At 65.2% G+C, this 24,956-nt stretch carries 21 protein-coding genes; 14 read left to right on the top strand and 7 right to left on the bottom strand.

From position 1 onward, the window contains the following. Positions 1 to 122 precede the first annotated feature (122 nt). Positions 123 to 1,187, top strand: a complete 1,065-nt coding sequence (locus tag J2R76_RS07505) for a carbon-nitrogen hydrolase family protein (RefSeq protein ID WP_141341331.1) — start codon at positions 123 to 125, stop codon at positions 1,185 to 1,187. Between the two features lie 204 nt (positions 1,188 to 1,391). Here the strand turns inward: J2R76_RS07505 and J2R76_RS07500 are convergent, their stop codons facing one another. Further along, positions 1,392 to 2,708 (bottom strand): ISNCY family transposase, encoded by a 1,317-nt coding sequence (locus J2R76_RS07500; protein WP_253623899.1) that lies wholly within the window; start codon positions 2,706 to 2,708, stop codon positions 1,392 to 1,394. Between the two features lie 207 nt (positions 2,709 to 2,915). On the opposite strand from J2R76_RS07500, the gene J2R76_RS07495 reads away from it, so the two are divergent. The 6 genes from J2R76_RS07495 (at position 2,916) to J2R76_RS07470 (ending at position 7,662) form a co-directional block, all read left to right on the top strand. After that, the gene (locus J2R76_RS07495; protein WP_057018716.1) at positions 2,916 to 3,710 is read left to right on the top strand and encodes an adenylate/guanylate cyclase domain-containing protein; all 795 of its coding nucleotides are present in this window, start codon (positions 2,916 to 2,918) and stop codon (positions 3,708 to 3,710) included. Between the two features lie 135 nt (positions 3,711 to 3,845). After that, a complete protein-coding gene (locus J2R76_RS07490) occupies positions 3,846 to 4,121 on the top strand; it encodes a hypothetical protein (RefSeq protein ID WP_057018715.1) in 276 nt (91 codons plus the stop codon). Beyond that, positions 4,118 to 4,513: a hypothetical protein gene (locus J2R76_RS07485; protein WP_253623898.1), complete on the top strand. Its 396-nt coding sequence runs from the start codon at positions 4,118 to 4,120 to the stop codon at positions 4,511 to 4,513. Before J2R76_RS07490 ends, J2R76_RS07485 begins: the two co-directional genes overlap by 4 nt. Continuing rightward, positions 4,489 to 4,764 (top strand): hypothetical protein, encoded by a 276-nt coding sequence (locus J2R76_RS07480; protein WP_253623897.1) that lies wholly within the window; start codon positions 4,489 to 4,491, stop codon positions 4,762 to 4,764. Before J2R76_RS07485 ends, J2R76_RS07480 begins: the two co-directional genes overlap by 25 nt. A 175-nt stretch (positions 4,765 to 4,939) precedes the next feature. Next, the gene (gene glmS, locus J2R76_RS07475) at positions 4,940 to 6,766 is read left to right on the top strand and encodes a glutamine--fructose-6-phosphate transaminase (isomerizing) (RefSeq protein ID WP_141341328.1); all 1,827 of its coding nucleotides are present in this window, start codon (positions 4,940 to 4,942) and stop codon (positions 6,764 to 6,766) included. Positions 6,767 to 6,861: 95 nt separating this feature from the next. After that, positions 6,862 to 7,662: a DUF502 domain-containing protein gene (locus J2R76_RS07470; protein ID WP_057018726.1), complete on the top strand. Its 801-nt coding sequence runs from the start codon at positions 6,862 to 6,864 to the stop codon at positions 7,660 to 7,662. 127 nt (positions 7,663 to 7,789) lie between these two features. Here the strand turns inward: J2R76_RS07470 and J2R76_RS07465 are convergent, their stop codons facing one another. Then, positions 7,790 to 8,074, bottom strand: coding sequence for a GIY-YIG nuclease family protein (locus tag J2R76_RS07465; protein ID WP_141341326.1), 285 nt, complete (start codon positions 8,072 to 8,074; stop codon positions 7,790 to 7,792). Positions 8,075 to 8,220: 146 nt separating this feature from the next. Continuing rightward, entirely contained in the window at positions 8,221 to 10,329 is a 2,109-nt protein-coding gene (gene recG / locus J2R76_RS07460) for an ATP-dependent DNA helicase RecG (RefSeq protein WP_141341324.1), read from the bottom strand. Between the two features lie 250 nt (positions 10,330 to 10,579). Here recG and J2R76_RS07455 point away from each other — a divergent pair, with 250 nt between their 5' ends. Further along, positions 10,580 to 10,870 (top strand): succinate dehydrogenase assembly factor 2, encoded by a 291-nt coding sequence (locus J2R76_RS07455; RefSeq protein WP_141341314.1) that lies wholly within the window; start codon positions 10,580 to 10,582, stop codon positions 10,868 to 10,870. Continuing rightward, a complete protein-coding gene (mfd, locus tag J2R76_RS07450; RefSeq protein WP_141341312.1) occupies positions 10,867 to 14,385 on the top strand; it encodes a transcription-repair coupling factor in 3,519 nt (1,172 codons plus the stop codon). The genes J2R76_RS07455 and mfd overlap by 4 nt, the downstream gene beginning before the upstream one ends. 25 nt (positions 14,386 to 14,410) lie before the next feature. On the opposite strand, the gene J2R76_RS07445 is transcribed toward mfd, so the two are convergent. Further along, positions 14,411 to 15,316, bottom strand: a complete 906-nt coding sequence (locus J2R76_RS07445; RefSeq protein ID WP_076828905.1) for a LysR family transcriptional regulator — start codon at positions 15,314 to 15,316, stop codon at positions 14,411 to 14,413. A 190-nt stretch (positions 15,317 to 15,506) separates the two neighbouring features. Here J2R76_RS07445 and J2R76_RS07440 point away from each other — a divergent pair, with 190 nt between their 5' ends. The 5 genes from J2R76_RS07440 to J2R76_RS07420 all read left to right on the top strand — a co-directional run bounded on the left by J2R76_RS07440 (position 15,507) and on the right by J2R76_RS07420 (position 19,954). Next, positions 15,507 to 16,283 carry an amino acid ABC transporter ATP-binding protein gene (locus tag J2R76_RS07440; RefSeq protein ID WP_038386315.1) on the top strand — a complete coding sequence of 259 codons (777 nt, stop codon included), beginning with the start codon at positions 15,507 to 15,509 and terminating at the stop codon, positions 16,281 to 16,283. 27 nt (positions 16,284 to 16,310) lie between these two features. After that, on the top strand, positions 16,311 to 17,105 hold the full coding sequence (locus tag J2R76_RS07435) for an ABC transporter substrate-binding protein (protein WP_141341311.1): 795 nt from the start codon (positions 16,311 to 16,313) through the stop codon (positions 17,103 to 17,105). Positions 17,106 to 17,113: 8 nt separating this feature from the next. Then, on the top strand, positions 17,114 to 17,779 hold the full coding sequence (locus tag J2R76_RS07430; RefSeq protein WP_141341309.1) for an amino acid ABC transporter permease: 666 nt from the start codon (positions 17,114 to 17,116) through the stop codon (positions 17,777 to 17,779). 142 nt (positions 17,780 to 17,921) lie between these two features. Further along, a complete protein-coding gene (locus J2R76_RS07425; RefSeq protein WP_253623896.1) occupies positions 17,922 to 19,022 on the top strand; it encodes a M20/M25/M40 family metallo-hydrolase in 1,101 nt (366 codons plus the stop codon). Next, the gene (locus J2R76_RS07420; protein WP_018271602.1) at positions 19,019 to 19,954 is read left to right on the top strand and encodes an arginase family protein; all 936 of its coding nucleotides are present in this window, start codon (positions 19,019 to 19,021) and stop codon (positions 19,952 to 19,954) included. The genes J2R76_RS07425 and J2R76_RS07420 overlap by 4 nt, the downstream gene beginning before the upstream one ends. Before the next feature lie 63 nt (positions 19,955 to 20,017). Here J2R76_RS07420 and J2R76_RS07415 read toward each other — a convergent pair whose 3' ends face one another. The 3 genes from J2R76_RS07415 to J2R76_RS07405 form a co-directional block, all read right to left on the bottom strand. Continuing rightward, positions 20,018 to 21,244, bottom strand: a complete 1,227-nt coding sequence (locus tag J2R76_RS07415) for a hypothetical protein (RefSeq protein WP_057018705.1) — start codon at positions 21,242 to 21,244, stop codon at positions 20,018 to 20,020. A 107-nt stretch (positions 21,245 to 21,351) separates the two neighbouring features. After that, a complete protein-coding gene (locus tag J2R76_RS07410; protein WP_141341308.1) occupies positions 21,352 to 22,905 on the bottom strand; it encodes a class I adenylate-forming enzyme family protein in 1,554 nt (517 codons plus the stop codon). A gap of 29 nt (positions 22,906 to 22,934) precedes the next feature. Next, positions 22,935 to 24,668: an extracellular solute-binding protein gene (locus J2R76_RS07405; RefSeq protein WP_246786658.1), complete on the bottom strand. Its 1,734-nt coding sequence runs from the start codon at positions 24,666 to 24,668 to the stop codon at positions 22,935 to 22,937. Positions 24,669 to 24,956: the final 288 nt, after the last annotated feature.

Raw genomic sequence — 24,956 nt, 5'->3', positions numbered from 1 at the left:
TTCCCGTTCCAGCGCGTGGCGGTTCCGATCCTTCGCAACCGACCTTGCGACAATTCCCATGCACGCCGGCAAGCCAGGGATGATACCGCTTCGCTCCCCTAGTCCTAGCCGGGATTTTCGACATGCTTCCTCGTTTCAAGGCTGCTGCCGTCCACGCCGCGCCCGTCTTCCTCGACAGCTGGGCGACCACCGAAAAGGCGATCGCCATCATTCGCGAGGCGGCCAGGGCCGGCGCCGCGCTGATCGCGTTTCCCGAAACCTATATTCCCGCCTTTCCGGTCTGGGCTGCGCTGTGGCCTCCAATCGACAACCACGATCTGTTCGTGCGCATGGCGGAGCAATCCGTGCTGGCGGACGGACCGGAAGTGGCGCGGCTTTGCGCCGAGGCGCGCGCCCTCGGCGTCACGGTCTCGATCGGCATCAGCGAGCGCTCGGCCGTCAGCGTCGGGGGGCTGTGGAACTCGAACCTGCTGATCGGCGAGACCGGAGAAATTCTCATCCATCACCGCAAGCTGGTTCCGACCTTCTATGAGAAGCTAGTGTGGTCGTCAGGGGATGGTGCGGGCCTCAAGGTCGCGGAGACGCGGCAGGGCCGGATCGGCGGGTTGATTTGCGGCGAGAATACCAACCCATTGGCCCGCTTCGCGCTGATGGCGCAGGGCGAGCAGGTGCACATTTCGAGCTGGCCGCCGATGTGGCCCACCCGGCGCCCGGCAGGCGGCGGCAATTTCGACAACGTGGCCGCCAACCGCATCCGGGCCAGCGCCCATTGCTTCGAAGCCAAGGTATTCGGGATCGTCACCGCCGGCTACATGGACCAGGCACTGCGCGCCTTCCTCATTGAACGCGATCGAACGATCGCCGACGTGATCGACCAGACACCACGTGCGGCGAGCTTCTTCGTCGATCCGACCGGCAGCGTCTTCGGCGATGGATTGCAGGACGAGGAGGGGATCGCCTACGCGGAGATCGATCTCAATCGCTGCGTCGAGCCGAAACAGTTTCACGACGTGGTCGGTTACTACAACCGCTTCGACATCTTCGGCGTGACGGTCGACCGCAGCCGGTTGACCCCGGCTCGATTCCGCGATCCAGAGCAGCCGATAGCGGACGTGCAAGACGCGGCAATTCTGTCGGTCGATGCCGACGCTGCATCGAATGGGCAGGGCCGCGACCTCCGGAGCTGACGAAGCCTTGGTGCTGCCTCACACGATCCTTCGTCCGCGTGCGGGACCCGACGCGGACATCGCGGTCCGGCATTCTCGATAGTCCGCAAACCTGCAACGTGTCCGTAGCGGGTGAAGATGTCGTGTTTTTGTAGCTCGTGATCTGTCGCCTTCGTGTCTGATTTGCAGGGGAGCCGGAAGGCGGGGACGGCTTTCCCTGATTGATCATGCCACGGCTGTTGTGGCGGTTTTAGCCCTGTGGGTGAGTTTCTTTGTTCGACTTGAAGCCCGTTTCTCCGCCCCGACCCGCACTTTCTCGACGGCGGCGCGCGCAGGAGCGGTCAAGGACGCGCGCTTGCGCGCCCGCCAGGGCTTGTCCTTGACGGCTCCGAGCACGCCGCCAGGCTGAAGCGCGTCGGGGCTGATCTGCTGTCCGTCAGGCGCAAACCTCGCCAATCGATGCGGTCCAAGGAACACGCTGACGGTGCCATCGGGATACTCATGGAGCCGCACCAAGGCCTTGACGAAGTGAGGTCTGAGCCGGCTCTGCGGCAACTGCAGCCGCCGACCGTTCCATGCAACGGTATTGTCGTTGGCGACGGTTCGCTCCTCGATCACGCACAGCGCCTCGCGCCAGGCCTCATGCCGGTCGGCCACGAATGCCGTGCCTTCCTGTTCGGGCTTGATCGCAAACGCGGCGTTGTGCCCGGGGATGTAATGCGCCTTCAGCCACGCGTTGGCAGCCTCAACCGTCGTGATCCCGGCAAGCCGCAGCTCCTTCGGCAGCCGGTCCTGCAAGGTGCCGAACACCCGCTCGGAGCGCCCGCGCGCCTGCGGCGAATAGGCTGCGATATGCTCGATCCCAAGATGCGACAAAGCCCGTCCCACCTGGGTTTGTTGCGTCTTCGAGACCTTCTCGCCAGCTTTTGGGGTCAGGAAATAATGGCTGCCGCGGTCGGTGTAGAGCGCGCAGAACAGGCCATGCTCGCCAATCACTTCGCGCAAGGCCTGGAAGGTCGAGGCCGTTCCTTCTTCCTCGACCAGCACCATCGAGTAGATCTCGCTGGTCGCATCGTCCATCGTGACGATCAGGTCCCTCGCGGGCAGGCCTTCGATCCAAACGTGGCGCGATCCGTCCTGGTGCAGCAGCATGCCCCGAAGCGGCCGCCGCGGCCGCTTCTTGCGGTGCGCCGAACGCTTCGGAGCCTTCCGCACCAGCCCCGCCGCGTGCAGCGCCAGCTTCGTCACCGTATAGCCCAGCACATAGTCGTGCCGCTTTTGCATCTGCTCGTGGAAGTGCTTCACCGTGAAGTCCGCGTACTTGTCCCGGTACAGCGCAAGCATCCGTTCCAGCTCCTCCTCCGGCGCCCGCCGTGGCGAACGACGCCCCAGCCGGCGGTCGACAAGCCCGTCGTCGCCCTCCGCCTCATAGCGCTCCGCCCAGCGTTGAAACGTCCGAACACTGATCCCAAGAACCTCCGAAGCTGCCTCCTGCGTCAGTTCCTTCGCCTCCGTCCGATCCAGCAAATCTGAAAACCGCATCCGTCGTACACCCTCGTGAATGGATGCCGTGCCCATCGCGCCCCCCTTGTTCCGGAGCACCGAAAACACGACACTTCACGAGCTACAAACAGGCGACAGATCACGAGCTACTGACACCGCAAACCTGCAACGTTGCCAACGCGGGAATGTATGGCTACGCTTTACCCTGGGTAGGCTGCCAAACGACCTTCGATCGGCCGGACGCTCATGCCAAAATTCCTTCGCATCGGAGTCCATCAGTCGAACGTTTCCGGATACACGTCGAAGGCATGGTGCATTCGACGGGCCGGCTCGACGGTTTTCCTGAAATGGGGCGCCGTGCAGGTTGATGGCGCGGGCGACAGGCGAAAGGTCCACTGGACGTTTCCACCGCAGGAAAAAACCATTCGCTGCCGCACGGTGCAGCGCGCCCAGGACTACACCAAGGCCGCCATCGCGCGGCGACGCAGCCATCGCTATGAACCGCTGGCTGGGAATATCGCTAACCGGCGGCGAACCACCGACCGGGACTCGCAGCTCAAGCAGGCGCTCGCCACGATCCTCTATGTCGATATCGTCCGATCCACCGAAAAGGCCGCGCGGCTCGGCGACACGCGCTGGGCGACGGTGATGAACCACTACTATGTCGCTGTGCGCAGGGAGCTGAAGGCCTTGCGGGGGAAGGAAGTCGTGACCACGGGCGACGGGTTGCTGGCGACGTTCCGCGCGCCGGCAGCCGGGATCCGTTGCGCGACCGCGATCCGCGAGTCCGTGCGCACGCTGGGGCTGGAGATCAGGGTCGGACTGCACGCGGGCGAATACAAGGTGAGTGGCGCGGAGGTGATCGGGCTTGCGTTTCACATCGGCGCGCGCGTCGCGGCGAAAGCGCGGGCCGGCGAAGTGCTGGTCTCGAGCGCGGTCAAGGACCTGATGTCAAAGTCCGAAATCCGCTTCAAGGACCGCGGCGCGCACCAGCTCAAAGGCGTGCCGGAGCGATGGCGGCTCTACCGGGTGGAGCATTAGGGCGTCCCGGGAGCGTCGACTACCGCCAGCGTCGGCTGGCCTCGCCGAAAGGCGTTAATGACATATTGATGCGGTTAACGACGTTTGCCGTCTGCGGTTTCATCGCTCTTAGGAGGCGACAAGGCAAAACACGGCATGCGCAAACATGCCGCGACCGTTCTGATTGGCGTCTTTTGCAGCCTGGTGACGTACTTCAGCGCCGCACGACTCTACCAATGGGCCGAGACCGGACAGTTGGCGGTGCTGTCCCGGAAGACACACGACCAACCTGAGTTCGTTTCCTGGGGCGACGATCGGCCCAGCTTCGTGCTGCTGTTCGCGCTCTATCTGTTTTTCCTCAAGAACGGACTGCTCGGCATGCTGGTTACGTGCCGCGAGGTCTGGCTGCGTGGCCGGGGATGGGAACCGTGAGCGCGCGGCTGATCGCTGGATTGATCAAGGTGCTGCTCGGAGGTCTTCTCACGGCCGGTCCGCCGCTCGTGTCGGTCGCGCGCGGCGACGAAACTGCGAGCATCAATGCACGACGCGAGGCGCTTCGCGAATGGAGCAGCCTTGCCAATGGACGCACGGACTTTGAAATTTCCGATCCGGCCTTGGTGCCAAGGATGCTCGCGCTTGCGGCCGAGCAATCCGGCTGCAAATACAGTGATGACATCGAAAAGTTGCCGGTTCGCTTCATGAAAGTGGCCGGGCACCGTCTCGCGCTGATGTTCTGTCGGCTTTCCGTGACCGGATCGCATCGCGCGTTCGATCTTTCCGAGTCAGCAGACCAAAGCCGATGGAATTTCCGTACGTCGCGCTGAACGGCTTCGGTACGACGGACACTCCGGGTTTCATCACATGGAGGGAGGAGGCCGGCTTGTTTCAGGCCGAAACCGGATCGGACCTGTGTCCCAGCCCACACCTGCGGCATGTCTATCGGCTAGACGTGACCAATCGCGAAAGCTTTGTCGTGGTTCGCGTCGAGGTCAGCGCGCCTGCGTGCGGCGCGGGTCAGGAATGGACCACGATCTGGGAGGCGAAACCGTGGCCCGCGCCGGCGGATCCGCGCTGACGCGCTCTTGCCAAAATGGTTAGCCCCGATTAACCAGCCTTTCGCATCAACCTTGCCGTTTAAGACTGTCGCAATCGGCAATAATTATTGAGTATCTTGCGGCCGGCGATTCCCGTTAAGGGACCGTGTCGCCGCTTTGGCAAATTTTCGGCGATTTTTGGGGACATTGAACCGCATGTGCGGCATCGTCGGCATTCTTGGACGCGCTCCGGTCGCGGAGCAATTGGTGGATTCGCTCAAGCGGCTCGAATATCGCGGCTATGATTCCGCGGGTGTCGCCACGCTGGAGAATGGCGGCCTGGCGCGGCGCCGCGCCGAAGGCAAGCTGAAGAATCTCGAGGCCCGGCTCGAGGCCAAGCCGCTCGGCGGCCATACCGGCATCGGCCACACCCGCTGGGCCACGCACGGGCGGCCGACCGAGAACAACGCGCACCCGCACGCCACCGAGCGCGTCGCCGTGGTGCATAACGGCATCATAGAGAATTTCCGCGAGCTGCGCGAGGAACTCGAGGCCAAGGGCGCGGCGTTCTCGACCGAGACCGACACCGAGGTCGTGGTGCATCTGGTCGACAATCTGCTGAAGGGCGGCGTCAAGCCGATCGATGCGGTGAGGGCGGTGCTGTCGCAGCTGCGCGGCGCGTTCGCGCTCGGCTTCATCTTCGCCGGCGAGGATGACCTGATGATCGGCGCCCGCAACGGCCCGCCGCTCGCGGTCGGCCATGGCGAAGGCGAGATGTTTCTCGGGTCCGACGCGATCGCGCTCGGGCCGTTCACCGATACGATCAGCTATCTCGAGGACGGCGATTGGGTGGTGCTGAATCGCAAGGGCGCCACGATCTTCGACAAGGACAACGCCATCGTCCACCGCGAGGCGATCAAGCACACGACGGCAACGGCGCTGGTCGACAAGGCGAACTACCGTCACTTCATGGCGAAGGAGATCCACGAGCAGCCCGAAGTGGTCGGGCACACGCTGGCGCGCTATGTCGACATGGCGACCGAGCGCGTCACCATGCCGGTGAAGCTGCCGTTCGACTTCAAGGATATCCAGCGCGTCTCGGTCACCGCCTGCGGCACCGCGAGCTATGCCGGCTTCGTCGCGAAATACTGGCTGGAGCGGCTGGCGCGGCTACCGGTCGAGCTCGATGTCGCCTCCGAATTCCGCTACCGCGAGGCACCGCTGCGCAAGGGCGATCTTGCGATCTTCATCTCGCAATCGGGCGAGACCGCCGACACGCTGGCGGCGCTGCGCTACGCCAAGGCGCAGGGTGCGCACACGCTCTCGGTCGTCAACGTGCCGACCTCGACGATCGCGCGCGAGAGCGAGACCGTGCTGCAGACGCTCGCCGGTCCCGAGATCGGGGTCGCTTCGACCAAGGCGTTCACCTGCCAGCTGATGGTGCTGGCCTCGCTCGCGGTCGCCGCCGGCAAGGCGCGCGGCGAGCTGTCCGATGCCGACGAGGCCAAGCTGGTGCATGGCCTTGTCGAGATTCCGCGCCTGATGTCGGAAGCGCTGACCACTGAAGTGCAGATCGAGAAGCTGGCGCGCGAGATCTCGAAGTCTCGCGACGTGCTCTATCTCGGCCGCGGCACCAGCTATCCGCTGGCGCTGGAGGGCGCACTGAAGCTGAAGGAAATCTCCTACATCCATGCCGAGGGCTACGCCGCCGGCGAGCTCAAGCACGGGCCGATCGCGCTGATCGACGAGCACATGCCGGTCGTGGTGATCGCGCCCTACGACAAGGTGTTCGAGAAGACCGTCTCCAACATGCAGGAGGTCGCCGCCCGCGGCGGCAAGATCATCCTGATGACCGACGCCAAGGGCGCGGCGGAGGCGACCATCCAGTCGCTGGTGACGATCGTGATGCCGGACATGGGGGCGACCTTCGCGCCGATGGTCTACGCCGTTCCGGTGCAGCTGCTCGCCTATCATACCGCTGTCGTGATGGGCACCGATGTCGACCAGCCGCGGAATCTGGCCAAATCGGTCACGGTCGAATAGTCGCAAGCCGCGGCTTCACGCGGCCCTTCAAAAATGCGACAGAATGGCTTAGCTGGGTGGTGGACTACGGCCGCTTCGACGACCCTGGAACCGCAATGACCTCCAACCAAGTGCCTCCCGCCTCGACCGGTGAATTGCCCCCGGATGCCCCGCGCGGGCTGATGGCGCGGTTTCGCAACTATTTCCTGACCGGCCTCGTGGTGGCCGGACCGGTTGCGATCACCCTGTATCTGACCTGGTGGTTCGTGAACTGGGTCGACAATCTGGTCCGGCCGTTCGTGCCCACGGCCTACCGGCCGGAAACCTATCTGCCATTCGGGCTGCCGGGTTCCGGCCTGATCGTCGCGGTCATCGCGCTTACGCTGCTCGGCTTCCTCACCGCCAATCTGATCGGGCGAACCCTGGTCGATCTCGGCGAACGGCTGCTTGGCCGCATCCCTGCGGTGCGCGCGATCTATCGTGGCCTCAAGCAGGTGTTCGAAACGCTGTTCTCCGGCAACGGCTCGAGCTTTCGCCGCGTCGGCCTCGTCGAGTTTCCCTCGCCCGGCATGTGGTCGATCGTGCTGATCTCGCAGGCGCCGAGCGCCGAACTTGCCGCTAGCCTGCCCGGAGCGGAAGAGCACATCTCGGTGTTCCTGCCGTGCGCGCCGAACCCAACCACCGGCTTCTTCTTTTACGTGCCGAAGAGCAAGATCATCGAGATCGAAATGAGCACCGAGGATGCCGCGACGCTGATCATGTCCGCCGGCGTGGTGCAGCCCGGCGGCACCGCCGATCAGAAGCGCGCCGCGGCGCTCGCCGGCATGGCCAATGCTGCGCGCATTGCGAGCCAGGCTTCGACCAACCAGGCCTCGCTGCAGCCGGCAACTCAGCCCGCGCCGGCCAAGGTCGAATAAGAGGCCCAACTCCATCCTCGTCATTGCGAGGAGCGAAGCGACGAAGCAATCCATGATTCCACATATGCGGACCGATGGATTGCTTCGCTACGCTCGCAATGACGGCGGGAAGGGGCGATGAGCACACCTAGATCAGCGTCTCGTAGAGGTCGTTCCAATCTGGATTCAGCGCCTCGATCAGCGCAATCTTCTTCGCGCGGCTGCCGGCCTTGATCTGCTTCTCACGAGTGATCGCGTTGTACATGGTTTTGTGCAATTCGTACCAGACCAGAATCTTGCAGCCATATTTGGCCGAGAAGCCCTTCACCAATCCCTCGCGATGCTCAAACGCACGCTTGGGCGTTGCGGTAACGCCCATGTAAACGGTGCCGTGACGCTTGTTGGCGAAGATGTAGACGCATGGTTGTTTCATGATGTCCCCCAGCCGCAAGTATATACCGTCATTGCGAGGAGCGGAGCGACGAAGCAATCCACGCTTCCGCATATGCGGAACGATGGATTGCTTCGCTGCGCTCGCAATGACGCTGGGTAGAGCGCTCGCAATGACGGGGCTGGCCGCTACCCCGCGCCGATCAGCGGCACGGCTTCGTCGCGTTCGTAGAGGTAGAGCAGGACGCGCAGCGCTTCGCCGCGTTCGCCCTTCAGCTTCGGGTTGTCCTTCATGATCCGCAGCGCCTCGTCGCGGGCCTGGGTGATGAGCTGGCCGTGCACTTCGGAGCGCGCGATGCGGTAGCCGGGCAGGCCGCTCTGGCGGATGCCGAGCACATCGCCTTCGCCGCGCAGCTTCAGATCCTCCTCGGCGATCCGGAATCCATCCGTCGTCTCGCGGATCACTTTCAACCGCGCCTTCGACATCTCGCCGAGCGGCTCCTTGTAGAGCAGCAGGCAGGTCGAGGCCTCCGAGCCGCGGCCAATGCGCCCGCGCAATTGATGCAGCTGCGCAAGCCCGAAACGTTCGGCGTTCTCGATCACCATGATGGTCGCCGCGGGCACGTCGACGCCGACCTCGACCACCGTGGTCGCGACCAGGAGGCCGATCTCGTGCGCGGCGAATTGCGTCATCACGCGGTCCTTCTCGGTGCCCTTCATCTGGCCGTGCACGAGACCGACGCGATCGCCGAACCGCTTCTGCAGGCTCTCGAAACGTTCGGTCGCGTTGGTGAGATGCTCGGTGCCCTCGGCCTCGGATTCATCGACCAGCGGGCAGATCCAGTAGACCAGCTTGCCGGCGCCGAGCGCGCGGCCGACGCCGTCCATGACGTCCTCGATCCGGCTCATCGGCACCGCGCGGGTGTCGATCGGCTGGCGGCCGGCGGGCTTTTCGCGCAGCTCCGAGACGTCCATGTCGCCAAAGTATGTGAGCACCAGCGTGCGCGGGATCGGGGTGGCGCTCAGCACCAGCACGTCGACGGCCTCGCCCTTGGAGGTCAGCGCGAGCCGTTCGCGGACGCCGAAGCGATGCTGCTCGTCGACCACGGCAAGCGCCAGCGCCTTGTAGATCACGTCGTCCTGGATCAGTGCGTGGGTGCCGACCAACAGATCGATCTCGCCGGCCTCGAGCTGTGCCAGCAGCTCGCGGCGCTCTTTGCCTTTCTCGCGGCCGGTGAGGATCGCAACCCGTAGGCCAGCGCTCTCGGCGAGCGGTGCGATGGTCTTGATGTGCTGGCGCGCCAGGATTTCGGTCGGCGCCATCAGCGCGGCCTGCTTGCCGGCTTCCGCAACCGCGGCGGCAGCCAGCAGCGCCACCACGGTTTTGCCGGAACCGACATCGCCCTGCACGAGGCGCAGCATCCGCACCGGCTGCTGCAGGTCCGCGATGATTGCCGCGACCGCCTCTTGCTGCGACCTGGTCAGCGCATAGGGCAGGGCATCGATGATCTTCCGGCGCAGATGACCATCGCCGGCGTTGCGCACACCGCTGGGGCGTCGCAGCGTGGCGCGGATCAGGGCGAGCGCGAGCTGGCCGGCCAGCAGCTCGTCGAATGCGAGACGTGACCAGAACGGACCGTCGGGCAGGATATCGGTCAGCTCGACCGGCACATGCACGCGGGTCAGCGCCTCCCTGATCGGCGGGAAGTTGCAGCGGCGCAGCACCTCGGGGCTGATCCACTCCGGCAGCTCGGGCAGCCTGGTCAGCGCCTGCGCGATGGCGCGGCGGAGCGAGCCGATCGCAAGCCCCTCGGTCAGCGGATAGACCGGATCGATGCCGGACAGTTTTGCAAAGCCCGCTTCATCGACGACGCGATCGGGATGCACGATCTGCGGGATGCCGTCATACATCGCCAGCGTGCCGGAGACGTAGCGCTTCTCGCCGACCGGCAGCAGCTTCTCGACATAGCCGGGCTGGGCACGGAAGAAGGTCAGCACGACGTCGCCGGTGTCGTCGCTGGCATAGACAAGGTAGGGCGCGCGCGAATTGCGCGGCGGCGGCGGGCGATGGCGGTCGACGGTGACCTCGAGCGTCACCATGGTTCCGACCGCGGCGTCGCGGATCTTCGGCCGGGCGCGGCGGTCGATCACGCTCGCCGGCAGATGCAGCAGCAGGTCAACCAGCCGCGGCGTCTCGCTGCGGTCGAGCAGATAGCGCAGCAGCTTGTCCTGCTTCGGGCCGACCCCTTGCAGGGTCGTGACCTGGGCAAACAGCGGATTGAGCAGGGCTGGGCGCATCGACGAATCCAAGACCGTTTCACACCGTCATGCCCGGCCTTGTGCCGGGCATCCACGTCTTTTTTTGGAGCTGATGTCGGCCGGTCCCGTCTACGCCAAGACTTCGACGGGCGCGCAAGCCCGGCAATGACGGCATGCGCCCAGGGAAACCCCAAAACGCGGCGAATGAGGGCTGACATCGGCCATCGCCATGGCTATATCAAGCCCGCCCGGCACGTCCGGGCTTTTGGCGTTGGATGGATTTTGGGACATGACGGGATCGACACGATCGAGCAGCGGGCTCGATGACCGCCGCAAGCGGCTTTTGTTTCGCTGCTGGCACCGCGGCACCCGGGAGATGGACCTGATCCTCGGCCGCTTCGCCGACGCGACCATTGGCGAGCTGTCCGATCACGAGCTCAGCGAGCTCGAGCATTTGATCGAGGTCCCGGATCCCGACCTCTATGCGGCGCTGACCGGCGACAAGGTGCTGCCGTCCGAATATGCCACCGCGCTGTTTGCCCGCATCAAGTCGTTCCGGGTCGCGGATCCCAGCGCATGAAACAGCCGATGAAATCACCGGCCGCGATGCTCGCGCCCGGCCGGGTGCTGACCATCGCCAACGTCGCCGAGGGCGCCGAAGGGCTCGTCATCTCCGACCTGGCGCGCGCGATCGCGGCGCAGCCGAAGCGGCCGGCGGTCAGCCTTGCCGTGGTGTGCCGTGACGGCACGCGGATGCAGCAGCTCGCCCGCGCGCTGGAGTTCTTTGCGCCCGATATCGCCGTGATGCAGGTTCCGGCCTGGGACTGCCAGCCCTACGACCGCGTCTCGCCGCATTCCGGCATTTTGGCGCAACGGCTCACCGCTTTGGCCAAGTTGTCGCGGCTGGTCGGCAGCGACAAGCCGCTGATTGTGCTCACCACGGTGAATGCGGCCGTGCAGCGGGTCCCGGCGCGCGATCAGGTCGCAGCGCAAGCGCTGTCGGTTGCGCCCGGCAATGTGGTGCCGATGGATTCGGTCGTGGCCTGGCTCGAGCACAATGGCTACACCCGCTCGTCCACGGTGCGCGAGCCCGGCGAATATGCCGTGCGCGGCGGCATCCTCGATCTGTTTCCGGCCGGCCTCGACCAGCCGGTGCGCTTCGACTTCTTCGGCGACAGCCTGGAATCGATCCGCACCTTCGATGCCGAGACCCAGCGCACGCTACTCGACATGCGCGGGCTCGATCTCGTGCCGGTGTCGGAATTCCAGCTCACCACCGAAACCATCCGGCGTTTCCGCATGGGCTATGTCGCCGCGTTCGGCGCGCCGGGGCGCGACGATCAGCTCTATGAAGCCGTCTCCGAGGGACGGCGTCACCCCGGCATGGAGCATTGGCTGCCGCTGTTCCAGGAGCGGATGGACACGCTGTTCGATTATCTCGACGGGGCGACGGTTGCGATCGAGCCGCAGGGCGAGGACGCAGCGCGCGAACGCTTCTCGCAGATCGTTGACTACTATGACGCACGGCGCGAGGCGCTGGAGCATCCGGGCAGCGGCGCGGTCTACAAGCCGCTGCCGCCGGACCAGCTCTATCTGACCGAGGCCGAATGGACCAAGCTGCTCGGCGATGCGCCGCTGGCGCGGCTGACGCCGTTCGCGGTGCCCGAAGGCACGCCCGACGTGTTCGACGCCGGCGCGCGGCAGGGCCGCAACTTCGCCCCCGAACGCGCCGACAGCAATGTCAACGTGTTCGAGGCCGTGGTCGGCCATGTCGGCGCGCTGCAGTCACAGCGCAAGAAGGTGGTGATCGCGTTGTGGAGCGAGGGCTCGCGCGACCGCATGGGCGCGATGCTGCGCGACCACAAGCTCCTGAACACGACCAGCGTCAACACCTGGCGGATCGTGCAGGCGACGCCGCGCAACGAAACCATGCTGGCGGTGCTCGGCATGGAATCCGGCTTCGAGACCGACGAGTTCGCCGTCATCAGCGAGCAGGACATTCTCGGCGACCGCCTGGTGCGGCCGCGCAAGGCGAGCCGCAAGCTCGACAATTTCATCTCGGAGGTGACGAGCCTTGCAACCGGCGATCTCGTGGTCCATGTCGAGCACGGCATCGGCCGCTTCGTCGGGCTGCAGACGCTGGAAGTCTCCGGCGCGCCGCATGACTGTCTCGAGTTGCATTATGCCGCCGAAACAAAACTGTTCCTGCCGGTCGAGAACATCGAGCTGTTGTCGCGCTATGGCTCCGACAGCGCCAATGTCGAGCTCGACCGTCTCGGCGGCGGCGGCTGGCAGGCACGCAAGGCCAAGCTGAAGAACCGGATCCGCGAGATCGCGGGCGAATTGATCAAGATCGCGGCCGAGCGGCAGCTGCACGAGGCGCCGAAATTCCCGCTGCAGCCGCATGTCTATGACGAGTTCTGTGCGCGCTTCCCCTATGAGGAGACCGAGGATCAGCTCGGGGCCATCACCTCGACCTTGAAGGACCTCGAGATCGGCCGCCCGATGGACCGGCTGATCTGCGGCGATGTCGGCTTCGGCAAGACCGAGGTGGCTCTGCGCGCGGCGTTCGCCGTGGCGCTGGAGGGCAGGCAGGTCGCGGTGGTGGTGCCGACCACGCTGCTGGCGCGTCAGCACTCGCGTACTTTCACCGAGCGCTTCCGCGGCTTCCCGGTCAATGTCGCGCAGGCCTCGCGGCTGGTGTCGACCAAGGAGCTCAACCAGGTCAAGAAGGGGCTCACCGACGGCAACGTCGACATCGTCGTTGGCACCCATGCGCTGCTCGGCAAGACCATCAAGTTCAAGGACCTCGGCCTGTTGATCGTGGACGAGGAGCAGCATTTCGGCGTCAGCCACAAGGAGCGGCTGAAGCAGTTGCGCGCCCAGGTCCATGTGCTGACGCTGTCGGCGACCCCGATCCCGCGCACGCTTCAGCTTGCATTGACCGGCGTCCGCGAGCTCTCGATCATTGCTTCGCCGCCGGTCGATCGCCTTGCGGTGCGCACCTTCGTCGCGCCCCACGATCCCCTGATGATCCGCGAGGCGCTGCTGCGCGAACGCTACCGCGGCGGGCAGGCGTTCTATGTCGTGCCGCGGATCGAAGACCTCGCCGGCGTCAAGGATTTCCTCGACAAGAACGTGCCGGAGATGAAGGTCGCGGTCGCCCACGGCCAGATGCCGCCGACCGTGATCGAGGACATCATGTCCGCGTTCTACGACGGCAAGTACGACATCCTGCTCTCGACCACGATCGTCGAGTCCGGTCTCGACATCCCGAACGCCAATACGTTGATCGTGCACCGCGCCGACATGTTCGGCCTCGCCCAGCTCTACCAGCTGCGTGGCCGCGTCGGCCGCTCCAAGCTGCGCGCCTATGCGCTGTTCACGCTGCCGGCACAGCAGAAGATCACGGCGCAGGCGGAGCGGCGGCTCAAGGTGCTGCAGTCGCTGGAGACGCTGGGCGCCGGCTTCCAGCTCGCCTCGCACGACCTCGACATCCGCGGCGCCGGCAATCTGCTCGGCGAAGAGCAATCCGGCCACATCAAGGAAGTCGGCTTCGAGCTGTACCAGTCGATGTTGGAGGAGGCGATCGTCAACCTCAAGGCCGGCGTCGCCGAGCCGGCCGCCGACCGCTGGTCGCCGCAGATCACGATCGGCATGCCGGTCCTGATCCCCGATGACTATGTCAACGACCTCAGCGTGCGGCTGTCGCTGTATCGCCGGCTCGCCGATCTCGACACCGACGAGGACATCGACGCCTTCGCCGCCGAAATGCGCGACCGCTTCGGCGTGCTGCCGGACGAGGTGCGCTATCTGTTCAAGGTCGCGGCGATCAAGGCCTATTGCCGAAGGGCCAATGTCGGGAAGGTCGACGCCGGCCCGAAGGGCGCCGTGATCGCATTCCGCGACAACAGCTTTGCCCATCCGGAGCGGCTGGTGAGCTTCATCCGCCAGCACGGCCAGGCCGCCAAGGTGCGGCCCGACATGAAGGTGGTGTTCTTCCAGGAATGGGATACTCCGGAAGAGCGGCTCGCCGGCACCACCGAGATCCTGCGCCAGCTCGCCAACCTCGCCGAGAGCAAGAAGGCGGCTTAACACGCGGTCCGACGCAGGCCTCGGCTCAGGATCGGATCAAATAGGGCGCAACGTGGTCGTCGAGCAGTTTCAGGAACTGCTCGGCGAGAACGCTGAGTTCGCCGATCGTCGGCTTCAGGACTCCGACCTCGTAGTGGATCGCCGGCGCGAAGGGGCGGACGACAAGCTTGCTCGCTCCGCTGGTTCGCCTGAGCGTTTCGGACGCGCTGAGCGCGTCGACGAGGCAGACACCCGCGCCATCGATGACGAGGTTGAGCGCGACGGCAAAGAATTCACACTCGATCGCCGGATGAAACGGCGTACCGCTGGCTTCGAAGGCGCGAGATACCGCGGCATAGGTCGATCGGCTCTGCGAGGTAATGATCAGATCATGTCGCTCGAGAAGATCGGGAGTGACGACTTTCCGGTCAGCCAGTGCATGCGTTGCAGGCATCACGCAGTCCAGGGACATTCGGTAGCGCCGCAATACGACATTGGTGCGGTCGAACGGCGGCTCGGCGACTCCGAAGTCGAATGCACGTGCCGACACCAGGCTCCGGACATTCTCGGAGCTTCGGGTCAGGAGCCTGATCGTTGTTGACGGGCGCTCGCGCTGGAAGCGGCTGACGACGCCTGGAAGCCAGACTATCCCAGGTCCCGGACTCGCGATCGTCAGAACGCCGCGCTTGCCTGCGGAGATTCCGGCAGCGGCGTCCTCCAGTTCGGCAAACCCGGCGAGCGCCCGGATCGCTTCATTGTGCAACAGATGCGCCTCCGGCGTAGGCACGATATGGCGGCTCTCCCGGCGAAACAGCGCAAACCCGACATCTGCCTCCAGCCGTTTCAAGGCCGCACTCACAGCCGGCTGCGATACCCCGAGTGCACGCGCGGCCTCGGTTGCCGATCGATGCTGCATAACAGCATGAAAAATCTCAACAAGACGCCGATCCATAACCAATATCTATATATCGTTTCGATGTCGCTCGTGGTATGAGCATGAAGGGAAACGCCAATAATACAAGGAATTTTCGCACACCACGCCGGCGAAATTCCAGATAATGTTACCGCAATCTGAGCGTGACGAGCATTGGCATTATATTTGCTTATGTTTCGAGATGAAGTCGTCTGGAGGGTCTGCGGGGATGAACACAAGCCACGCATCGTGCGCCGCGTCGGTCCTGGCCGCCGAAGCGGTGGTCAAACGCTTCGGCGCCCACACCGTTCTGAACGGCGTGGATCTTGCGCTGGGCACCGGGCAGTCGACCTGCATCATCGGTCCAAGCGGCTCAGGCAAGACGACCCTTCTGCGATGCATGGCGCTGCTGGAGGCTCCTTCCGACGGGCGCGTCGTGATGGAGGGGGCGACGGTCTCGCAGGCCCGGCCATCGTCCGATGTGCGGCTCGCTGCCCGCAAGGTGCGGCCGGAAATCGGAATGGTGTTCCAGCAGTTCAATCTGTGGCCGCACATGACGGTGCTGGGAAACATCATCGAGGCCCCGATGCGCGTGCGCGGGGTCAGCCGGGATGAGGCGGTCGTCACGGCCGAACGGCTGCTTCAGAAGGTCGGCATGGAGGCGAAGCGCGATGCCTATCCGGCCAGGCTGTCCGGAGGCCAGCAACAACGCGTCGCGATCGCCCGGGCGCTTGCCATGCAGCCGAAGATACTCCTGTTCGACGAGCCGACGTCGGCTCTCGATCCCGAACTTCGCCGCGAGGTGCTGCAGGTCATGCGCACGCTCGCGCTCGAAGGCATGACGATGCTCGTGGTGACGCACGAGATGGGCTTCGCCCGCCGCGTGGCGAGCCATGTCGTGTTCATGGACGAGGGGATGATCGTTGAGCACGGCACGCCGGCCGCCTTTTTCGAACGGCCGACAACCGAGCGCGCCAAGCGCTTTCTCAATCAGTTTGACGAGTGATCACTGCACGACAGGAGATTGAAGCTCATGCCAAATCTGCGCCGACTTGCCTTCGTTTGCGCGCTCTTTCTCTCGATGACGCCGGCGGCTGCCCAGCAGACGCAGTCGCGCCTCTACGAGATCACCAAGAGCGGGGTACTCAGGGTCTGCATCTGGCCGATGTACTATTCAATTTCGTTCCGCAATCCAGATAGCGGACAGCTCGAGGGGATCGACATCGATCTCTCCAAGGAACTCGCCAAGGACATGGGCGTGAAGCTGGACTATGTGGAGACCAGCTTTGGCAGTTTCATCGCCGACCTGCAGGCCAACAAATGCGATCTCGGCATGTTCGGCGTCGGGGCGACGATGAAGCGTGCGCAGGCCGTCGCGTTCTCGGACCCGTATCTGACGAGCGGCGTCTATGCCGTCGTGCGCAAAGGCGGCCCGATCACATCCTGGGCGGATATCGACAAGCCGGGCGTCAACGCCGGCGTCTCGCTCGGCAGCTATGTCGAGAACTTCATGCGGTCCTACTTCAAGAACGCCAAGACCGTCGCGGTCGCACCTCCCGCCACGACCCAGGCTGAGCTGATGGCGCAACGCGTCGACGTCGTCATGACCGATTATCCGGCCTCGATCAAAATGAATGCCCAGTTCGACTGGACTACGACGGTGGCGCCGCCGGAAAACCTGTCCGTGACGCCTTACGCGTACGTCATGAACCAGGGTGACCAGATCTGGCTGAACTACGTGAACCTGTTCGTACGCACCATCAAGCTCGACGGCCGGCTCAAGGCCGCCGCCGAGAAGAACAAGCTCGGACCGATCGTCGCGCCCTGAGACATCAGATGCAAAGCTACAGCTTTCGCTGGGACGTCATCCCGAACAATCTGGGCTTTCTTGCCTCCGGCATGGAAATGACCCTTTTCATTTCAATTGTCACGCTCGTGGTGGCGACCCTGTTGGGGCTCGTCATCGCGATCATGCAGATGTCCCGCTTCTGCATCGCGCGCATCATCGCGCTTTCGGTCGGCGAAATCGTCCGCAATACGCCAATCCTCGTGCAGCTGCTATGGGTCTATTACGTGCTGCCGATCGTCTTCAATGTGAGGATCGATGCGCTGGCCGCGTCGATCCTCGGTCTCTCGCTCTATTCGGCGGTGTTCATCTCCGAGGTCTTCAGGGCGGGCATCCAGACCGTTCCGGTCGGGCACCGCGAGGCGGCGCAGGTGCTCGGCCTGACGCCCGCGCAGAGCTTTGTGCGGATCGTTGGCCCGCAGGCGATTCGCAGCGTGCTGCCGCCGCTGGCCGCCAATTTCGTCCAGCTCATCAAATATTCCTCGCTTGCGTCCGTGGTGTCGGTCGGCGAGGTCACGCGGCGCGGCATGGAGTTGTCGTCGTCAACGTTCAGGCCGCTGGAAATATTCACCTTCATCGCGGTGGTGTATTTCGCGATCTGCTGGCCGCTCACCCACTCAATCCGCATATGGGAAGCGCGCCTTGCACAACGTTGATCGAGTTCGCCGCGCGGTTTCGAGCGATCGGACCAGCCAGGTCGTCGAGCTGGCGATGCGGCTGATCGGAGTGGCGTCGCCAAATCCGGACGGCGACACACGCGCCGTCGCGGCGCTGGCGGCCGATCTCCTCAGGGCGCATGTGCCGGGCGTTGCGGTTGAGCTGCATCCGGGGACAGCCGAGATCGTCAACGTCGTCGCGCGGATCAAAGGCCATGCCCCCGGCCGCCGCATCGTGTTCAACGGCCATCTCGACACCTATCCGTTGGGGGAGCGGATGAGTTGGTCGGTCAATCCCGACGGAGAGGTCGTGGGCGGCCGCCTTTACGGCCGCGGCGCGGCTGACATGAAGGGCGGCATTGCGGCATCAATGGCCGCGATGGCCGCACTGGCCGAGCAGCGCGAGGCATGGGCGGGAGAGGTGGTGCTGACGCTCGCCGGCGACGAGGAAAGCATGGGTCCGTATGGCACCAAATACCTGCTCGACCAGGTCTCCCATGCCAGCGGAGACGCCGTGATCATTGGCGACGCCGGTTCGCCGATGGTGCTGCGCTTCGGCGAGAAGGGATTCCTCTGGATCGAGATCGAGGCGGAGGGCTACGCGGCGCACGGCGCGCATGTCCATCTCGGCATCAATGCGATCGATCGCTTGCGCGAAGCGCTGGACAGAGTGAGTAAGCTGCGCAGCCTGGCGGTTGTGATGCCGGTCAATGTGGCGGATGCCATCCGCCGCGCAAGGCCTGTCTCCGAACCGTTGTGCGGCGCCGGCGAAGCCGACGTCCTGTCGAGCGTCACAGTCAACATCGGAACGGTGAGTGGCGGTTCGTCACCGAACCTGGTGCCGAGCCAGGCGCGAGCGGCCATCGACCTGCGTCTGCCGGTCGGCGTCACGTCGGAAGCTGTTTTGGCGCTGTTGCGAGAGGTGCTCGATCTGCCCGGGATCACATGGCGCGTGTTGCGCTGTTTCGAACCCAATCACACCGGCCCCGGTGACGAGATCGTCACGCGCTGCGCAACTGCGGCGACGGACATCATCGGCAGGGCGCCGGCGATCAACATGCGCGTCGGCGGCTCCGATGCGCGCTGGTTTCGCATGTCCGGAATCCCGACGGTCGTCTATGGACCGACACCTCACAACATGGGCGCGCCGGACGAGTACGCTGACATCGCCGAACTGGCGACGGTGTCGCGCGTGCACGCGCTGACCGCCCTCGACATGCTGACAAGAGAGAACAGAGAATGAGCGACGTGGCGGGTTTCGTGGGTCCGGAAACATTCATGGGATTGCCGGCGGGGTTACCGCGGCCGGGCAGCCGCGCTGCCGTGCTCGGCGTGCCGTTCGATTGCGGCACGCATCCGTTCCGCGTCGGCGCCCGGCAAGGTCCCCTGGAGGTCCGGCGGGAGTCGCGGCTCATTCGCCGCTATCATCCGTCGCTCGCCGACGTCGATGTGCTGTCATTGCTGGGTGCAGTCGATGCCGGCGATGTTGCCTTGGTGCCGGGACGCATCGAAGACGCCTTTGTCAAGATCGAGGCTGCCGCTGGCCGGATTCTCGAGCTTGGCGCGGTGCCGGTCGGGATCGGCGGCGACGGTTCGGTCTCGCTTCCGCTGATGCGCGCCGCCGCCCGGTATCACAAGGATCTCGTCGCACTGCATATCGACAGCCATACCGATGCATATCCGTATACGCCGGACGATCGGTACAATGCGGCCACGCAGTTCACCAACGCGGCGCAGGAAGGCGTGGTGAACGCCGGCCGATCCTGGCACATCGGCGTGCGCGGTTTCACCTATTGCCCGGGTGTGCTCGAACATACGCGGTCGCTCGGATTTCGCGTCGTCACGATCGAGGAGCTGATGCGGCGCGGTTTCGCGCAGACCGTCGCGGAATTCAGCCAGGTCGTCGGCGCGCGGCCGGTCTATCTGTGCTGGGACATGGATGTGTTCGATCCATCGGTTGCTCCCGGCGTCTGCACGCCCGCCTGGGGAGGCCTGTCGGCCCGCGAGGGGATCGAATTGCTGCGCAGCCTTTCAGGCTTGAATATCGTCGCGATGGATTTCAACACGGTCAGCCCGCCACAGGACGTTCAGGGGATGGCCGCCCAGCTCTGCGCCCATATGATCATGGAGGCTCTCGTGCTGCTTGCCGCGGGCATGGGGCTGTTGCCGGACTGAAATCGCAGCGGCTTGATCGGTCATGCTACGCCGGCGATGACCGTGCCCTAAAATCCGCGGGCCTTACGACGCCGCGCGCTCCGGCGCTCCGAACAGCCGCCCCAGCAGCGAGAGTGCGGAATCGCCCGGCATCAGCGTTGCGACGCTGACGGCGGGCTCGGCGCGGGCGTCGCGGCGGCCGTTCTGGGTGTGGCGCATGACGCTCGCCAATCGCCGCGTGATCGCCTGCGCGTTGCGCAGGTCGGTGCCAGCGAATGCCACGACCAGCGAGCGCTCGTCATGCACGGCACCGAAATCGGCTCGGCGCATCAGCCGGCTGATGATCCGCGCGCCGTCGAACTGCGCGCGCGGCTGCGTGTTGTCGAAGGTGAAGCGTGCCACCGAGAGCGCGCCGCCGCGCTCGGCGGTCTGGTAGACCGCGGTCGCGAAGTCGCGCTCGAACGCGGCCTTGGTGAGCAGGCCGGTGCGGGCATCGATCAGGCCCTTGGCGTCGATCGCCTTCAGCATGCGGCCGAGCCGCGCCTCGAAGGCGTGCTGGCGGATCATCGGCAGCGCCATGTCGGCGATGCGGGTCGGCCCGGCCGTGACGATCTCGAGATTGGGCAGCTCGTATCGCGGCGTCAGCTCGCCCGAGGCGACGATCACCGGCAACGGGCGGAAGCGGACATCCTCGGTCAGCACGGTCAGGAACGCATCCATCACCCGCGGCGTGAAGCCTTCCGCCAGCACGATGCCGTCGATGTCGCGGCTCGAGAGATGCTTGGCGGCGGCCTCGATGCTCAGTGCGCCGACCACACCGGCGCGTTCGCCGAGCGCGACCGACAGCGTCGGGTAGGCGCCGCCGCGGCCGATCAACAGCGCGGTGGCCTCTCCGATCGGATCGATGTCAGACAGGGCGATCGGTGCCGGCGGCACCAGGCGGCGCATCACGGTAGAATGCAGCGCGCGAACGCGTAAGGACGCGTTGAGCCGGGCGACCAGCCGATCCGGCAGACCCTTGCTCTGGAAGAATGCGATCACGGTGTCGGGCAGGGTGGTCGCGGGATCGACCGCGATCAGCGGCAGATACGGCGCACGGGCGGCGGCGCGCTTGGCGAGGCCCGACAGGGTGACGAAGTCGACCCCCTCGGCGGCCGCGATGATCGCGGCCGGCTTGACCTGCTCGATGGCCCGTCCGACCTCGTTCCAGTCGGTGACCACGACCGGGAAGAGTTTCGTCTCATCGAGGGCTGCGGCAAACGACGGCTTTGTCGACGCCGATACGATGAGGACCGGACCTTGCTGGGACATTCGAACGCTCGAAAACCAATGCTTAAGATCAGCAACGGCTGCGATGCTAGTTCGCATGGCTTAATGCGGCGTCAACACAATGATAAGACTAACACAATGATAAGATTTTAACTCAACCCGGCGCCGCCACGGTCGCGAAATGCTTCGACCATCAAAGGGTTAAGCCCAAGTTCTGTGAGAGCGTCGCGGGCGCGCGCATTGTCCTGTGCCCGTCCGGCCAGCCGGTGGCCGCTGAGACGGTCCGGCAATGCGGTGAGCAGCGCGCCCTGGCCGAGGCGGCGCGACCATTCCTGCAGCTCCTGGGCGAGGAAGCGGTAGCCGCCGACCGTCATCACCCCCGACGGCGGCGCGGTGATGTTGACGGCCCCGGTTGCGCGATCGACCCGCGCGGCATATTCGGTGTCGACGAAATCGCGCGGCGGCGGCGCGATCAGGCTGTCGCCGGGCGGAGGCGGCGGCGCATAGGCGGCGACCGGCACCATCGGGCCGCGCAGGCCGAGCGTGCCCTTCGGCGTCAGCAGGATCTCGCCGGCGACCGATGCGCCGGGCGCTTCGCGCGGCGCACTGTGCGGCCCCGGCTTGATCACGGCCGGCGATCCGTCCTCGGCGGTGCGGCGGGCGCCGAACAGCCCGGCCTCGCCGAACAGATAGACGTCGGTCATGGTCACCCGCCGCGAGCTCCAGTGCGCGCTGGAGGCAACCTGCTCGGGCGTACGCCAGAGGCCAATCACGGTGCGCAGGCTGGGCAGGCGCTCCGACAGGCCGCGCTCGTCGAGCCGCAGTACGAGCTGCGCCGGCGCGATCAGCGTGTTGCAGGTGTGATCGTTGAACTGGGTCTCGAACGCTTCCTCGTCGAACGGGTGGTGCAGCACCAGCGTTCCGCCCGACAGCAGCCAGGTCACCAGCGACGCGCAGATGCCGGCGAACGACATCGGCGCGAATGCCGACATGATGGTGGCGCCTTGCGGCAGATCGCTCTCCAGCGACATCGCGAGCCCGCCGGCTATCAGGCCGAAATGCGCCCGCGGCACCGGACGAAGACCTTCGCTGGTGACGTCGAAGGAGATCAGCGCCGGCTTGCGGCCGTCCTGGATCATCGGGCGCGAGGCCCGGGAGTCCTCCAGGATCGCCTGGTCGAGCGACGCCATGCCTTCGGGCAGATCGGTCCCGAAGCCGCAGACATGGCGGATCGAGAACGCTTCGGCCGCGGCGTTCATGGCGATGTCGGCATAGGAGACGCCGTCGATCCGGCCGCAGCTGACGATCGCCCGCGCCGCGGTGCGGTTGAGCACGGACGTCAGCTCGGCCTGCCGCCACAGCAGCGGCAGCGGCACCACCACCAGGCCGACCCGATGCGCGGCAAGGACGGTCAAGGCGAATTCGACCGTGCCGGGCAGCTGCACGGCGATCACCGTGTTGGCCGGCAATCCGCTCTGCACGAAGTGGGCGGCGATCGCCGAGATCGCGCGGTCGGCCTGGGCATAGGTCAGGCGCTTGCGGGTCTGTCCGGTGATGCGCTGCTTGTTGAGCGGGTCGACCAGCGCCAGCGCCTCGGGTTGCCGCGCCAAAATGCGCTTGAACAAGGTATCGAGCGTTGGCGAGGTGATCGACTGGTTCACAGGTTCAACGTCGGTTGCATCGCTTCGATCGGACCAGGTCATGCCGCATCGGGTCGCAAATCACTTGGAAATCACTTGGACTGCGCGGCGGGCTTCTGCCACCAGGTTTCCGGCAGGTAGCCCGTCAACGCCGTGGTCGAAGGCCGTTCTATCCGATTCCAGCGCGCGATCCATTGCTCTCCCAAGTTAAATAGGGGGATAGCGTAGAAGCCCGACATCAGGGCCCGGTCCAGCGCCCGCACCGCCGAGACGAAGGCCGGCCGCTCGCGCGCCGCGAGCAGCGCCGCGATCATGGCGTCGATGGCGGGATCCTTGGCGCCCATGTAATTCCTTGTGCCCGGCACATCGGCGGCCTGGCTGCTCCAGTAGAACCACTGCTCGTTGCCCGGCGACAGCGACTGGTCCCAGCGGATGGGGATCATGTCGAAGTCATAGCCGACCCGGCGCTGCTCGAACTGCACCGCGTCGACCACCCGCACCGCGGCTTCGATGCCGGCCCGCTTCAGGTCGCGCTGATAGGCGAGGGCGATCCGCTCATGCTCGCGCGTCGTCACCAGGATCTCGATGCGCAGCGGCGTCCCTGTCGAGCGCTGCTTCAAGACCGTGCCGTCGAGCGCGTAGCCCGCCTCGGCGAGCAGCGCGAGCGCAGTGCGCAGGAGGCCGCGGTCGCGCCCCGACCCGTCGGTGACCGGCAGACGATAGCGGCCGTCGAGGATATCGGGCTGGATGTGCGACAGATATGGCTTGAGCAGCTCGAGCTCGCGATCGTCGGCGGGGCGGCCATAGGCGGACAGATCCGATCCGGCGAAAAAACCGCCGGCGCGTGAGAACAGTCCGAAATAATAGTTGCGGTTGACCCATTCGAAATCGAACAGCATCGCCAGTGCCTGACGCACCCGCAGGTCGGCGAATTTCGGCCGCCGGCTGTTGAAAACCAGGAATTCGGACGGCCGCGGCGTGCCGATCTTGATGGTGTCGCGGATCACCTCGCCGTTGCGCGCCGCCGGGAAGTCATAGCCGTCGTGCCAGCGCAACGGCTCGGTCTCGGTCCGGAAATCATACAGGCCGCGCTTGAAGGCCTCGAACATGCCGTTGGCCTCGCGGTAGTAATCGAGCCTGATCTCGTCGAAGTTCCAGAGGCCGCGGTTGATGGGCAGGTCGCGGCCCCAATAATTGGGGTCGCGCGTGAAGGTGACGCTGGCGCCGGGCTTGACCGCCGTCACGCGGTAGGGGCCGGACCCGATCGGTGGGGCCAAGGTGGTTTCCTCGAATTTTTCGGGGTCGATGGCGTGCCGCGGCAGGATCGGCATCAGGCCGAGGATCAGCGGCAATTCGTGGTCCGCCACGCCGCCGAAATCGAACCGGACCGTGAGCGAGTCGAGCGCCTCGGCCTTTGCGACTTTCGAATAATACTGGCGGTGCATCGGACGGCCATGGTCGCGCAGCAGCGCCAGCGAGAACAGCACGTCGTCGGCCAGTACCGGCCGGCCATCCGAGAAGCGGGCGCGTGGATCGATGTGGAATGTCACATAGCTTCTGGCGTCGTCGGTCTCGACGCTGCGCGCGAGCAGGCCGTACAGCGTGAACGGCTCGTTATTGCCCCGCGCCATCAGGCTTTCGTAGACATAACCGCGCTCATAGCCGTAGCCCCTGACCTGCTGCACGGCGATGCCCCTGATGATCAGGGGATTGAGGCTGTCGAAGGTGCCGATCACGCCCTGGACCAGGCGGCCGCCCTTGGGAGCGTCGGGATTGGCATAGGGCAGGTGGGTAAAGTCGGGTGGCAGCGCGGGGGCACCATGCATCGCGATGGCGTGGCTCTCGGCGGCGGCCGCAGGGACCAGCCCGCTCGTCAGGACTCCCAAGCCCAGGAATCCCAACACCAGCCAGATGGCGGCCCATGCGGCGCGCCAAGTGTGCCCGGGAACACGTGCGTGAGGCGCCGGATTTGATTCGCGAAACGTCACGTCCGGAGGTTTATCACAGGCCGCTGAAACTCGCCGCGAGATGGGCGCAAATCCGCTTGTCGGCATTGATCTTTCCGCGCGCCGCTGTATTGAAGGCGTGCAATTCGAAGGCGGGAACGCCTGTCA

The organism is Bradyrhizobium sp. USDA 4532, from assembly GCF_024171315.1.
Lineage (GTDB): Bacteria > Pseudomonadota > Alphaproteobacteria > Rhizobiales > Xanthobacteraceae > Bradyrhizobium > Bradyrhizobium australafricanum.
The sequence above is the reverse complement of the archived record's forward strand: the minus strand, read 5'-3'. Positions and strand labels throughout refer to the sequence as shown.

Excerpts from the sequence above, each read along its gene's own strand:
- J2R76_RS07440 (WP_038386315.1), top strand. The coding sequence starts at position 15,507 with ATGAACACAAGCCACGCATCGTGCGCCGCGTCGGTCCTGGCCGCCGAA.
- J2R76_RS07505 (WP_141341331.1), top strand. The coding sequence starts at position 123 with ATGCTTCCTCGTTTCAAGGCTGCTGCCGTCCACGCCGCGCCCGTCTTC.
- recG (WP_141341324.1), bottom strand. The coding sequence starts at position 10,329 with ATGCGCCCAGCCCTGCTCAATCCGCTGTTTGCCCAGGTCACGACCCTG.
- J2R76_RS07435 (WP_141341311.1), top strand. The coding sequence starts at position 16,311 with ATGCCAAATCTGCGCCGACTTGCCTTCGTTTGCGCGCTCTTTCTCTCG.
- J2R76_RS07480 (WP_253623897.1), top strand. The coding sequence starts at position 4,489 with ATGGAATTTCCGTACGTCGCGCTGAACGGCTTCGGTACGACGGACACT.
- J2R76_RS07455 (WP_141341314.1), top strand. The coding sequence starts at position 10,580 with ATGACGGGATCGACACGATCGAGCAGCGGGCTCGATGACCGCCGCAAG.
- J2R76_RS07465 (WP_141341326.1), bottom strand. The coding sequence starts at position 8,074 with ATGAAACAACCATGCGTCTACATCTTCGCCAACAAGCGTCACGGCACC.
- glmS (WP_141341328.1), top strand. The coding sequence starts at position 4,940 with ATGTGCGGCATCGTCGGCATTCTTGGACGCGCTCCGGTCGCGGAGCAA.
- J2R76_RS07415 (WP_057018705.1), bottom strand. The coding sequence starts at position 21,244 with ATGTCCCAGCAAGGTCCGGTCCTCATCGTATCGGCGTCGACAAAGCCG.
- J2R76_RS07430 (WP_141341309.1), top strand. The coding sequence starts at position 17,114 with ATGCAAAGCTACAGCTTTCGCTGGGACGTCATCCCGAACAATCTGGGC.
- J2R76_RS07445 (WP_076828905.1), bottom strand. The coding sequence starts at position 15,316 with ATGGATCGGCGTCTTGTTGAGATTTTTCATGCTGTTATGCAGCATCGA.
- J2R76_RS07405 (WP_246786658.1), bottom strand. The coding sequence starts at position 24,668 with ATGCATGGTGCCCCCGCGCTGCCACCCGACTTTACCCACCTGCCCTAT.
- mfd (WP_141341312.1), top strand. The coding sequence starts at position 10,867 with ATGAAACAGCCGATGAAATCACCGGCCGCGATGCTCGCGCCCGGCCGG.
- J2R76_RS07500 (WP_253623899.1), bottom strand. The coding sequence starts at position 2,708 with ATGCGGTTTTCAGATTTGCTGGATCGGACGGAGGCGAAGGAACTGACG.
- J2R76_RS07420 (WP_018271602.1), top strand. The coding sequence starts at position 19,019 with ATGAGCGACGTGGCGGGTTTCGTGGGTCCGGAAACATTCATGGGATTG.
- J2R76_RS07410 (WP_141341308.1), bottom strand. The coding sequence starts at position 22,905 with ATGACCTGGTCCGATCGAAGCGATGCAACCGACGTTGAACCTGTGAAC.
- J2R76_RS07490 (WP_057018715.1), top strand. The coding sequence starts at position 3,846 with ATGCGCAAACATGCCGCGACCGTTCTGATTGGCGTCTTTTGCAGCCTG.
- J2R76_RS07495 (WP_057018716.1), top strand. The coding sequence starts at position 2,916 with ATGCCAAAATTCCTTCGCATCGGAGTCCATCAGTCGAACGTTTCCGGA.
- J2R76_RS07470 (WP_057018726.1), top strand. The coding sequence starts at position 6,862 with ATGACCTCCAACCAAGTGCCTCCCGCCTCGACCGGTGAATTGCCCCCG.